Here is a 12,676-nt window from a genome sequence, read left to right as displayed (position 1 = left end):
ATCCAAAAAAAATGGCGGAGCTGACGGGATTCGAACCCGCGATCTCCTGCGTGACAGGCAGGCATGTTAGGCCTCTACACCACAGCTCCGCATTTGGTGACCCGTAGGGGATTCGAACCCCTGCATGCCAGCGTGAAAGGCTGGTGTGTTAAACCACTTCACCAACGGGCCGTTTCATGGAGCTCCCTACCAGGCTCGAACTGGTGACCTCTTCCTTACCATGGAAGCGCTCTGCCAACTGAGCTAAGGGAGCGGATGCTCTGGAGCGGGTGAAGGGAATCGAACCCTCGCATTCGGCTTGGAAGGCCGATGTTCTACCACTGAACTACACCCGCAACTGGTGCGGTCGGCGAGACTCGAACTCGCACGGCCAAAAGGCCACTACCCCCTCAAGATAGCGTGTCTGCCAATTCCACCACGACCGCAAAATGTTATGGAAATTAGAAAATCATCTCACGCTGATATAATTTAACACAGGTTCGAAAAAAACGCAACCCCTTTTTCAACAAAAAAAAGACGGGAATCCCGTCTTTTTTCCCCTTGATGCCACTGAAGATCACGCAGCTGAACCTTCTTGTTGCTGTCTTGTTTCTTCACCTTTGGCAACAACGACCGCGACACAGGCATCCCCGGCAATGTTGGTTGCCGTACGGCTCATATCCAGCAAGCGGTCCACACCGAGTACAATGGCAATCCCTTCAACCGGCAGCCCCACCGATTGCAACACCAAAGTCAACATAATCATTCCGGCTCCCGGAACAGCGGCCGTACCAATTGACGCAAGGGTTGCGGTCAAAATAATCATGAGCTGATCATCAATCCCCAACGGAATTCCATATAACTGGGCGATGAAAATGGCGGCAACCCCCTGCATGATGGCCGTTCCGTCCATGTTGATCGTGGCGCCGAGCGGCAACACAAAACTGCTGATCGATTTCGGGACTTTAAAGTCATTTTCCGCTACATCCATGGTCACCGGCAGGGTGGCGGCACTGCTGCTGGTCGTAAAGGCAACTTCCATCGCCCTCATCATGCGTTTGAAAAAGAAAATCGGATTCATCTTCGCAAATACGGCAAGCAGTGTACTGTATGTCACACCCATATGCAACAACAACGCCAGCAACAGGGTGATCATGTATATCGCCATGGAACCGATCAACTCGATCCCGGATTCCCCGATCGCCCGGGCCATCAAGGCAAATGCCGCATAAGGGGCTGTGGCCATAACAAGGGTAACCAGTTTCAACGTCACTTCATTTCCCTGTTCAATCACTTCTCTGATGCGATTGGCCTTATCCCCCAATAAAGCGATTCCAATTCCAAACAGCAAAGCGAAAAAGATAATTTGCAGCATTTCCGCCTCAGCCATGGCTTTCACCGGGTTTTCCGGAACGATATTCACCAGGGTATCAATCATGCTCGGCGGCTTATCCACTTTCACTTCTTCCGCCGGTTGGTCAATCGTAACCCCGGTTCCCGGCTGGATGATATTTGCCAAAATAATGGCAAAAGTAATGGCGATTGCCGTTGTCAGAATATACAGGATAATCGTTTTCCCGCCGATGCGCCCCAGTTTTTTCGGATCGGCAATGCCGGCAGCTCCCGAAACCAGCGAGAAAAACACAAGAGGAACGACAACCATTTTAATTGCTTTAATAAATAAATTACTGACCGGGTCAAATAAATATTGATTCAAGACGACAAATGCAGATGGAAAATAAAGATTAAGAATAACACCAACTATCAGACCGAGCAAGATCCCGATCAAAATCTTTTTCGTCAAGGAAATCTTCTTCATAGCCTCACACCTTTCAAAAATAATTCGATAATTCATAAAAAATCAATTTTAAATTAATCAGACAATACAGGCGACAAGGTAATAATGACAATTTTATTATATATTTTATAAAGAAATATCTCAACTAAAAATTATCATCCTAAAAAAACCAAAAGATTTTATTTATCATTGCAAATTCCGGTTGCAAGCCGGTCCCCTCTTGTGCATTGGAATGAGAGCAGAAGATTTCAGATTCACGATCACTTTGCCCTTGATCCCTCTTCTCTGAAAATCATCCCCGTTTTCTTCGTACCGGCAAAGGTAAAAACACTTTTTCAATATTCATATTTTTTATCTTCACATAAACCTTTTTGGCAATTTTTCTCAATAGGATACTCCAAATATGTAAAATTTAAATTGCTAAATTTATATTTTTAAAAAAAGATACCTTAAATGCGCATGAAACATAAAAAAACCACCTTCAGCAGTCTTGCTGAAGGTGGTTTGGGTGACAATTCGCCTGGCAACGACCTACTCTCCCAGGGGTCATCCCCAAGTACCATCGGCGCTGGAGGGCTTAACTTCCGTGTTCGGGATGGGAACGGGTGGATCCCCTCCGCTATGGTCACCAGACAATTTGATTGGCGTGCCCTGGAAGATTCGAACTCCCGACCTTCTGATCCGTAGTCAGACGCTCTATCCAGCTGAGCTAAGGGCACATGAACACACCCTGAAAATGAGGATGGAAGAAGCAAAGCAACCGTGAGAAGTAAGTAGGGAAAGCCCTCGACCGATTCGTATCCGTCAGCTGAACACATTGCTGTGCTTACACCCCGGACCGATCTACCTTGTCATCTACAAGGGGTCTTACTTCCACGAGGGAATGGGAAATCTCATCTTGAGGGGGGCTTCGCGCTTAGATGCTTTCAGCGCTTATCCCTTCCGCACTTGGCTACCCAGCGGTGCTCCTGGCGGAACAACTGGTACACCAGAGGTGCGTCCATCCCGGTCCTCTCGTACTAAGGACAGCTCCTCTCAAATTTCCTGCGCCCGCGACAGATAGGGACCGAACTGTCTCACGACGTTCTGAACCCAGCTCGCGTACCGCTTTAATGGGCGAACAGCCCAACCCTTGGGACCTACTTCAGCCCCAGGATGCGATGAGCCGACATCGAGGTGCCAAACCTCCCCGTCGATGTGGACTCTTGGGGGAGATAAGCCTGTTATCCCCGGGGTAGCTTTTATCCGTTGAGCGATGGCCCATCCACACGGAACCACCGGATCACTAAGTCCGACTTTCGTCCCTGCTCGACTTGTAGGTCTCGCAGTCAAGCTCCCTTCTGCCTTTGCACTCTGAGGGCGCGATTTCCAACCGCGCTGAGGGAACCTTGGAGCGCCTCCGTTACCTTTTAGGAGGCGACCGCCCCAGTCAAACTGCCCACCTGACACGGTCCTCCCGCCGGATGACGGCGGCGAGTTAGAACCCCGATACGGCCAGAGTGGTATCCCACCGGCGTCTCCACCGAAGCTGGCGCTCCGGCTTCGCAGACTCCCACCTATCCTGTACAAGCCGTACCCGGATTCAATATCAGGCTGCAGTAAAGCTCCACGGGGTCTTTCCGTCTTGTCGCGGGTAACCAGCATCTTCACTGGTAGTACAATTTCACCGGGTCTCTCGTTGAGACAGCGCCCAGATCGTTACGCCTTTCGTGCGGGTCGGAACTTACCCGACAAGGAATTTCGCTACCTTAGGACCGTTATAGTTACGGCCGCCGTTTACTGGGGCTTCGGTTCAGAGCTTCGCGTGAGCTAACTCTTCCCCTTAACCTTCCAGCACCGGGCAGGCGTCAGCCCCTATACTTCGCCTTGCGGCTTTGCAGAGACCTGTGTTTTTGCTAAACAGTCGCCTGGGCCTCTTCACTGCGGCCCCCTCGGGCCCGAAGACCCTAACGGGGCACCCCTTCTCCCGAAGTTACGGGGTCATTTTGCCGAGTTCCTTAACGAGAGTTCTCCCGAGCACCTTAGGATTCTCTCCTCGCCTACCTGTGTCGGTTTGCGGTACGGGCACCTTGCTCCTCCTTAGAGGCTTTTCTTGGCAGTGTGAGATCAAGAACTTCGGTACTGAAACTTCCCTCGCCATCACAGCCTGGCCTTAAGAAGAGACGGATTTGCCTGTCTCTTCAGCCTCACTGCTTGGACGCGCACAACCAGTCGCGCGATTCTCTACCCTCCTGCGTCCCCCCGTCGTCAACGGAACAAGGTGGTACAGGAATCTCAACCTGTTGTCCATCGCCTACGCCTTTCGGCCTCGGCTTAGGTCCCGACTAACCCTGAGCGGACGAACCTTCCTCAGGAAACCTTAGGCTTTCGGTGGAAGGGATTCTCACCCTTCTTTTCGCTACTCATACCGGCATTCTCACTTCCAAACGCTCCACCGCTTCTCACGAAGCAGCTTCGCTGCTGTTTGGAACGCTCCCCTACCATGTCCGAAGGACATCCGCAGCTTCGGTGAACCGTTTAGCCCCGTTACATTTTCGGCGCAGAGTCACTTGACCAGTGAGCTATTACGCACTCTTTGAATGATGGCTGCTTCTAAGCCAACATCCTGGTTGTCTGGGCAACTCCACATCCTTTGCCACTTAACGGTTACTTTGGGACCTTAGCTGGCGGTCTGGGCTGTTTCCCTCTCGACCACGGATCTTAGCACTCGTAGTCTGACTCCCGGAGGACGAGTCTGTGGCATTCGGAGTTTAACTGAGTTCGGTAACCCTGTGGGGGCCCCTAGCCCAATCAGTGCTCTACCTCCACGACTCCTCTCCGAGGCTAGCCCTAAAGCTATTTCGGGGAGAACCAGCTATCTCCGGGTTCGATTGGCATTTCACCCCTACCCACACCTCATCCTATGGTTTTTCAACACCAACAGGTTCGGGCCTCCATTCCGTGTTACCGGAACTTCACCCTGGACATGGGTAGATCACCCGGTTTCGGGTCGACGGCCACGTACTCATTCGCCCTGTTCAGACTCGCTTTCGCTGCGGCTCCGGCTTCTCACCTTAACCTCGCACGTAACCGTCACTCGCCGGTTCATTCTACAAAAGGCACGCCGTCATCCCTTTAAAAGGACTCCGACTGATTGTAAGCACACGGTTTCAGGTTCTCTTTCACTCCCCTCCCGGGGTGCTTTTCACCTTTCCCTCACGGTACTGGTTCACTATCGGTCGCCAGGGAGTATTTAGCCTTGGGAGGTGGTCCTCCCTGCTTCCCACGGGGTTTCACGTGTCCCGCGGTACTCAGGATCCGTCTCGGAGGGTGACCGATTTCGATTACAGGGCTGTTACCTTCTTTGGCGGGTCTTTCCAGAACCACTTCATCTATCCGTCACCTTTGTAACTCCGTGTGAGACGTCCTACAACCCCGGTTGGCAAAGCCAGCCGGTTTGGGCTGTTCCCGTTTCGCTCGCCGCTACTCAGGGAATCGCGTTTGCTTTCTCTTCCTCAGGGTACTAAGATGTTTCAGTTCCCCTGGTGTGCCCCCGTCCATCCTATGGATTCAGATGGCGGTGCCAGCTCTTCAAGCTGGCGGGTTCCCCCATTCGGACATCCCCGGATCAACGCTCACTTACAGCTCCCCGGGGCATATCGGTGTTCGTCCCGTCCTTCATCGGCTCCTGGCGCCAAGGCATCCACCGTGTGCCCTTAGTAGCTTACCCTACTGGCTCTCTTGGAGATTACTTCTCCCGGTGATTGCAACTTGACAAGCGACGTGTGAAGATTCTCGTCAAACGAGCTTCTTCAACCTCGTCTTGCTTCTTCCATATCTCATTTTCAAAGTGCGTCGTTTTTTCATTGTTTCCATCGCCTCGCGGCGACAAGAAATAATTTAACACAAATCGACAAATTGCGCAAGACATTTTTTAAAAAAATTTTATGTTTCCTATTCCTGCTTTTGCAAATAACGCTTATCCTTCAGGAAAAAACGCCAAAAAATCAAGAATCCCGGCAAGAGCAGGGCAATCCCCGCACCAAGGATTTTAAGCAGGGAATAGAAGGTGTTAATGTTGGTAAATGCTTCTCCGACCGTCAAGTAGGGATAGACAATATACGGAAGATGGGCAATTCCGTAAGCAAACGTGGCAAACGCATATTGTAAAAATATAAAAATGATCGCCACCCGGATCCGCCGGCCTCCCCGCCATAAAAAAAGGTACCCGATCAAGAAACAAACCATGGATAACAAAAACAGTTTCAACTGTCCGCTAAGCCTATGCAACAACCATTCCGCTTCCGGTTCCAAAAAAACGAGCGTCAAAACCGCCGCTGCGATGGCCACCGGCCCGAGCCAGACGGCTTGCTTCCGGTACATCGCATAAGCCTCCGTATCATTGGCTTCCCTCGAATAATCCGCGAGAAACAAAGCAGACAAAAACAATTCCGACGCAAGCCCGAACAACATGTACAAATAAACAGAAGGACTGGTTAACCACTTATCAAACAACATCATGATCTGTCCCCCGGTTTCCCGGATAAAGCCGCCTTCCGTCACCGGCAACGCGCTGATCAAAAGCGCCGGGACAAACAAGCCCGTCATACCCGAAACAATACGGAGTCCTTTGGCTGACCCCCCGGCCGAATAAGACAACACCAAAAAAGAACTGCGCAAGGTGATCAGCAACAAAATGATGCTGACCGGAACCAACAGCACCGTTCCCAGCATATAAGCCGCTTTCGGGAAAAAGCCCACCATGGACACCACCAACAACACCAAAATCGTATTGGTCACCTCCCAAGTGGGAGACAAAAACCGGTTGGCCACTTGTCCGGCTTTGGATCGTTTTTGATTGTAAATCATCGCCCAAAAGCTGGCTCCAAAATCGATGGATCCGGCCATGCTGTAGACGTAGACAAGCATCCATATCAACAAAATGGCAATCGACGGTTCAATAGTTTGCTCCATAGGAATACCCCTTTTGTCTCATTTGTTCCAGATCTTCTTCGAGGGGATGACGCCGGAAATAGGAGATCATCACTTTGACCAACATCAAACTCAACAACCCGTATACCACGGCAAACAGGACATACAGGAAACCGAGGTTCCCGGCTTTGGTTGCCGCTTCCGCCGTTAGTTGCACCCCGTAAATCGTCCAGGGCTGACGTCCGCTGCAACTGAAAATCCAGCCAAATTCGATCCCCAGCATGGATAAGGGCCCGGATGCAACCAGTAACCACAACAGCCAGCGGGGCAGATTTTTCTCCTTTGCATCCCGTTGTTTCCACCAAAAATAAAGGGCCAAAGCGGAAAGAGCCAACAAGAGGACACCGATTCCCACCATGATGTTAAACAAAGTGTGCACATAGGCCGGCGGCCAGGTTTCCTCCGGAAATTCCTCCAAGCCTTTGACTTCCGTGTCAAACCGGTCTCCTGCCAAAAAGCTGAGCATGTAGGGGATTTCAATCCCGTTTCTCACTTCTCTTTTTTCTTGATCCACCACACCGCCGATGATCAGTGGGGCATAACGCCGGGTTTCAAACAATCCCTCTGAAGCGGCGAGTTTTTCCGGATTATATTGATGCAAATTTTGGGCAGATCCGTGTCCGGAAACTGCCGTCAAAAACGACATGGCAAACGCTGCAATCAATGAGAAAAACAAAGCTTTTTGATGAACGGGGCGTTCGGTGGCCTTTCCCTTCAACAAGCGGTAACTGGCCATAGACACGATCACAAATGCTCCGGTCATGAGCGCACTGACCACCACATGATAAGCGGTGTTTCCAAAGCTCGGATTAAAAAAAGCTTTCCATGGATCCACATTGTAGACCGTCCCGTCCGGTTTCATGTCAAACCCCGCAGGAGTATTCATCCAAGTGTTTGCCGATGTGATCAAAATTCCGGAAGCCGCGGCGCCAAAAGCCACTAAAAACACGGAAATCACCCGCCACAAAGGGGCCAGGCGGTCAGCAGCGTAAACATAAATGGATAAGGCGAGTGCTTCCAAAAAGAATGCATAGATTTCAATCTGAAACGGAACCGAGATCACTTGACCGACAATTTTCATAAATCCCGGCCACAACAGCGAAAGCTGGACAGCCACAATGGTCCCGCTCGGAATGGCCACTCCCAAAAGCAGTGCCACTGACTTGGTCCACCGCTTAGCCATGACCGCGTAGTGAAGATCTTTTCTTTTGTAAAAGAGCCATTCGCTTACAAAAACCATCGCCGACAAACCGATTCCCAACGTGGCGTAGATGATGTGAAAAGCCAAAGAAGTCCCAAAAAAGATTCGGGCCATGGTGACCTGATCCATACAAATCCTCCTCGTCTCACGGTCTTTTCTTAGTTTGATAGGATCAGGAAATTTTATGCAAAAAAGGAAGACTTACTTTGTAAGCCTTCCATCATCAAAACCTGTTTTGTCAAATGAGTTCCCGCAACAACTTTCCGGGATCCCGGGTATATTCGCCCAAAGTTTGTGTAAAACGGATGGCATCGGCTCCGTCCAACACCCGGTGATCGAAACTGAGCGAGACGTTCATCCGCCATCCGACGGTTAGCTGGTTATGTTCCACGACCGGTTTTTCCCCGATCCGGTGCAAGGCAAGTATGGCCACCTCCGGGGGCTGGATGATCGGGGTCGCCCATTCTCCCCCCAAAGCCCCGGCATTGCTGATGGTAAAAGTGCTTCCCTTCATTTGATCCAGCGAAAGCTTCCCTTCTCTTGCCAGTTGGGTCAATCTTCCGATTTCTTCCGCCAGCTGGTCGATGCTTTTTTGCTCGGCCTGTTGAATCACCGGAACGACGAGTCCTCCCGGGGCATCCACCGCCATTCCCAGCGAAATGGACGAAAACTGCCGGATGCGCTGATTTTCCTCATCATAATGGGCATTAAACCGGGGATGGTGTTTCAATGTCACGGCGACTAATTTTGCCAAAACGGCCATATAAGTTAATTTGGGCAACGACGGATCATTGGCCGACGCTTGTTTTTGTTGTTCGTACCACCGGACCAAACCATCTGCCGACAATTCATCAAAATGGGTCGCATGCGGCTTGCGGGTCACCGAATAAAGCAGCCGGTCCCCGATCACCCGCCGCGTCGGTGACAAATCTTCCTCCACCACTTCCTGAGTGGGAACTTCCACTTTCGGAGGGAGGATACCGGATACCGGCCTCTCCTTGTTCCGGTTCACATGGCGGAGGACATCTTCTTTGGTGACCCGCCCATGTTCCCCCGTTCCCTTGATTTCATTGATATCCACTCCGTGTTCCCTGGCCAGACGCCGCGTGGAGGGGGTTGCCAAAACTCTTTTTTTCTTTTTCTTCTGCGGGGCCACCGGGCGGGCAACGGTTTCGTCTTCTTCCAGTTCATACAAAACTTCCCCAACGGGTACCACTTGCCCTTCGGTCCATTTCAACCGCATGATTTTTCCGCCGGCAGGCGCGGGCAATTCCACGACTGCTTTATCGGTCTGCACTTCCAAAACCGGTTGATTTTCTTCGATTTTCTCTCCTTCTTTCACCAGCCAGCGGATGATTTCGGCTTCTGTCACCCCTTCGCCGATATCCGGCAAACAAAATTTCACTGCCACTTCTTCTCTCCCCCCTCAATAAGAAACGACCTGGCGAATCGCTTGATACACCCGTTTCACATCCGGGCGGAAATCATCTTCCAATGCATACATCGGCACCGGCACGTCATAACCGGTCACCCGGGTCACCGGGGCTTCCAGGTACAGAAAAGCTTGTTCATTGATCAGTGCCGTCAACTCCGCTCCAACCCCGGCGGTTCGGGGGGCTTCATGGACAATGACGACCCGCCCCGTTTTTTTGACAGAGTGAATAATCGTCTCTTCATCCAATGGCGACAAGGAACGCAAATCAATCAAATCACAGGAGATTCCTTCTTTTTTTCCTGCTTCTGCCGCTTTTTTCGCCACCGGCACCATGGTTCCCCATGCAATCAGGGTGACATCTTCCCCGTCCGTCACTTTCCGCGCTTGGCCGATCGGAACCTCATACCACCCTTCGGGAACTTCTTCTTTCACCGAACGGTACAACTGCATCGGTTCCAAAAACAAAACCGGATCCGGATCTTGAATGGCGGCAAGCAAAAGCCCTTTGGCGTCTTTCGGAGTTGAAGGGGCCAAGACTTTCAATCCGGGAATGTGGACAAATAAGCTTTCCGTGGAATCAGAGTGCAATTCGGGCGCCCGGATCCCCCCGCCATACGGAACGCGCACGACCATGGAAGCCGGATACCTTCCTTGTGTCCTTGTCCGCAAGCGCGCGGCATGCGTCACCAGCTGTTCCATCGCCGGATAAATAAAACCCATGAATTGCACTTCCGCCACCGGACGAAACCCGCCTACAGCCAGTCCGATGGAGGAACCGATGATGCCCGCTTCCGCAAGCGGGGTGTCCATCACCCTCTCCTCTCCGAACAATTCCCACAATCCTTCCGTCGCTCGGAAAACCCCTCCGTTTTTCCCGATATCTTCCCCTAGCAAAATCACCCGCGGGTCGGTCTCCAATGCCACCTTCAGCGCATCGCATATGGCTTGCACCATGGTTTTTGGTTTCATCGACGATAATCCCTCTCTTCCAAAAGCTCCAGTTTTTGTCTCTTTTCATTTGCGGATAAGGTTTCATATACATGCGCAAACATATGCCCGGGAGGGACCGGCTCTTCTTTTTCCGCCCGGGAAATGGCTTGATCCATTTTCTCTTTGCAGGTTTCTTCCCACGTTTTCTCCTCTTCGTCCGTCAACAACCCTTCCTTTTTCAACAGGCGGGTATATCTCAGCAAAGGATCTTTTTCGTTCACCCATTCTTCCACTTCTTCCGGCGGGCGGTAACGCGTGGCATCATCGGCCGTGGTGTGCGGACCGAAGCGGTAAGTCACGGCTTCGATCAAGGTCGGTCCTTCCCCGGCACGGGCACGCGCGACGGCTTTAGACATCACATCATACACGGCCAAAACGTCATTTCCATCGACGCGGATTCCCGGAAAGTTATACGCTTTCGCCTTTTCGGCCACCGTCTTTGACGCCGACTGGCGCGAAAACGGCACACTGATGGCATAGCCGTTATTTTGGCAGAAAAAAATCACCGGGATGTTGAAAACCCCTGCAAAATTGCAAGCTTCGTGAAAATCCCCTTCGGATGTGGCCCCGTCCCCAAAGTAACAGACCGCGATGCTGTCCTCTTTTTTCAATTTCGATGCCCAGGCCGTTCCGACTGCATGCGGAAGATGGGTGGCAATCGGCACGGAAGGAGGCAATAAGCGAATTTCTTCCGGGGCTTTGCATCCTTCGACCCTGCCCATCCAATAAAGCAAGATTTGAGACAACGGCATTCCGGCAATCATCGCCACCCCGTGTTCCCGGTAACTCGGAAAAATCCAATCTTTTTTTTGCAAGGCCAAGGAACTTCCGACCTGCGCCGCTTCCTGTCCTTCCAAAGGGGCATAGGTTCCGATTCTCCCTTGCCGTTGCAAGAAAACCGACCGCCGGTCAAAATGGCGGACGAAGGCCATCCACCGGTAAAAGTCTTTTTTCTTTTCCACACTCAACCGGTTCCAGATTTCCTTTCCCGATTCCGTCAAATGGCCATCCGGGGAAAGATGGCAGACTTCATCCTTGGTCATCAGTTCCATCAATGGTTTTTACCTCCTTGCGCTGTTGCGGGAATCCTCCAACAAAATCCGGCGAATATCGGTTAACTTTTTCAAACGCTCCATCACGATCCGGTCCGCCGCTTCACAAGTGGGAATATTCTCATTTTTCGCCCGGTGGAAAATATCCAGGACCATGTCATAAATCGCTTCGGTTTTGGCAAGCACTCTCTCTTCATGGAAGCCTTCCAGCTCATCAGCCACTTGAATCAGCCCTCCGGCATTCACCAGATAATCGGGCGCATACCAAATGCTTCGTTTTTGAAGCAAAGCCCCATGCCTGTCTTCCACCAGTTGGTTGTTGGCGGATCCGACAATGGCCAGGCAACGAAACTCGTCAATGGTGTCATCATTGACCACGCCGCCTTTGGCGCAAGGCGAGAAAATATCGCAACTCTCCTTGTGAATCCGGTTCACATCCACCACTTGGACCTTGTCGCCATACTTTTCTTTCAGCTGTTCGCATCGCACCGAATCGATATCGGCAATTTTGCAGTAAGCCCCCGCTTCGACCAAAAGCTGCAACAAGCGCTCTCCCACCTTGCCGACTCCCTGGATGGCAACCACACGCCCTTTCAGCTGATCCGTCCCCCATAAAAACCGGGCGGTTGCCCGCATTCCATGAAACACCCCGAGCGCGGTGGGAATGGATGTGTCCCCGCTTCCGCCGTACGATTTCGGCAATCCGGCAAAAGATTTCGATTCCCTGGCGGCATGGACAAAATCTTCCGGGTTGGTTCCCATGTCGGTTCCGGTATAGAAACGGCCGTTTAACCCGCCCACAAAACGGCCGATCACGCGAAACAACTCCGGCGACTTATCTTTTTTCGGGTCTCCAATAATGACCATTTTTCCCCCGCCAAAGTCCACATCTGCCAGACTGCATTTATAGGTCATGCCTTTGGACAACCGCAAAACATCCTCCAGGGCTTCGTCCGTCGAAGCATACGGAATCATGCGGCATCCGCCCAAAGCCGGTCCCGCGGTTGTATTATGCAAGGCGATGATCGCTTTGAGACCGGTTTGCGGATGACGGCAAAAAATGACCTGCTCATGGCCATAGCGGTCCATCATTTCAAACACGTCGCGCATCTTCGCTTCCTCCAGCAAAGCTCCCCGCATTTGTTCATTGATTTTCATGCTTCCCATTCTTATCATCTCCACTTTGAACAAGTTGACTGACAAGCCTGAAAATCTCTCAATTCATCATATGCCCAAAACCGGAAGTGTGA

The 12,676-nt window shown here is 51.5% G+C and carries 7 protein-coding genes, 6 tRNA genes and 2 rRNA genes; all 15 read right to left on the bottom strand.

All coding sequences use genetic code 11. The annotated features are described in order from the left end of the window. Positions 1–12: 12 nt before the first annotated feature. The 15 genes from FA954_RS03625 to FA954_RS03555 all read right to left on the bottom strand — a co-directional run bounded on the left by FA954_RS03625 (position 13) and on the right by FA954_RS03555 (position 12,593). A tRNA-Asp gene (locus tag FA954_RS03625) sits at positions 13–89 on the bottom strand. Between the two features lie 5 nt (positions 90–94). After that, positions 95–171 (bottom strand) — tRNA-Glu (locus FA954_RS03620). A 6-nt stretch (positions 172–177) separates the two neighbouring features. Further along, positions 178–253: transfer RNA gene (locus FA954_RS03615), tRNA-Thr, on the bottom strand. Between the two features lie 8 nt (positions 254–261). After that, positions 262–335: transfer RNA gene (locus tag FA954_RS03610), tRNA-Gly, on the bottom strand. A gap of 3 nt (positions 336–338) precedes the next feature. Then, positions 339–425, bottom strand: a tRNA-Leu gene (locus FA954_RS03605). Between the two features lie 131 nt (positions 426–556). Beyond that, entirely contained in the window at positions 557–1,789 is a 1,233-nt protein-coding gene (locus tag FA954_RS03600) for a dicarboxylate/amino acid:cation symporter (protein ID WP_121873922.1), read from the bottom strand. A gap of 506 nt (positions 1,790–2,295) precedes the next feature. Then, positions 2,296–2,410: ribosomal RNA gene (gene rrf / locus FA954_RS03595) — 5S ribosomal RNA — on the bottom strand. Positions 2,411–2,419: 9 nt separating this feature from the next. Next, positions 2,420–2,496 (bottom strand) — tRNA-Arg (locus FA954_RS03590). A 55-nt stretch (positions 2,497–2,551) separates the two neighbouring features. After that, positions 2,552–5,486, bottom strand: a 23S ribosomal RNA gene (locus FA954_RS03585). A 224-nt stretch (positions 5,487–5,710) separates the two neighbouring features. Further along, positions 5,711–6,730, bottom strand: a complete 1,020-nt coding sequence (locus tag FA954_RS03580; RefSeq protein ID WP_037998427.1) for a cytochrome d ubiquinol oxidase subunit II — start codon at positions 6,728–6,730, stop codon at positions 5,711–5,713. Beyond that, positions 6,714–8,078 carry a cytochrome ubiquinol oxidase subunit I gene (locus FA954_RS03575; RefSeq protein WP_062843301.1) on the bottom strand — a complete coding sequence of 455 codons (1,365 nt, stop codon included), beginning with the start codon at positions 8,076–8,078 and terminating at the stop codon, positions 6,714–6,716. Before FA954_RS03575 ends, FA954_RS03580 begins: the two co-directional genes overlap by 17 nt. A gap of 109 nt (positions 8,079–8,187) precedes the next feature. After that, positions 8,188–9,360 carry a dihydrolipoamide acetyltransferase family protein gene (locus tag FA954_RS03570; protein ID WP_062843300.1) on the bottom strand — a complete coding sequence of 391 codons (1,173 nt, stop codon included), beginning with the start codon at positions 9,358–9,360 and terminating at the stop codon, positions 8,188–8,190. Positions 9,361–9,375: 15 nt separating this feature from the next. Next, positions 9,376–10,353 (bottom strand): alpha-ketoacid dehydrogenase subunit beta, encoded by a 978-nt coding sequence (locus FA954_RS03565; protein WP_037998365.1) that lies wholly within the window; start codon positions 10,351–10,353, stop codon positions 9,376–9,378. Further along, the gene (gene pdhA, locus FA954_RS03560) at positions 10,350–11,426 is read right to left on the bottom strand and encodes a pyruvate dehydrogenase (acetyl-transferring) E1 component subunit alpha (protein ID WP_082240808.1); all 1,077 of its coding nucleotides are present in this window, start codon (positions 11,424–11,426) and stop codon (positions 10,350–10,352) included. Before pdhA ends, FA954_RS03565 begins: the two co-directional genes overlap by 4 nt. Before the next feature lie 9 nt (positions 11,427–11,435). Then, positions 11,436–12,593, bottom strand: a complete 1,158-nt coding sequence (locus tag FA954_RS03555; RefSeq protein ID WP_231855195.1) for a Leu/Phe/Val dehydrogenase — start codon at positions 12,591–12,593, stop codon at positions 11,436–11,438. Positions 12,594–12,676: the final 83 nt, after the last annotated feature.

Origin of the sequence: Thermoactinomyces vulgaris, assembly GCF_005886755.1 — a bacterium.
Lineage (GTDB): Bacteria > Bacillota > Bacilli > Thermoactinomycetales > Thermoactinomycetaceae > Thermoactinomyces > Thermoactinomyces vulgaris.
Note: the sequence above shows the minus strand (reverse complement) of the source record. Positions and strands in the feature narration are given on the sequence as shown.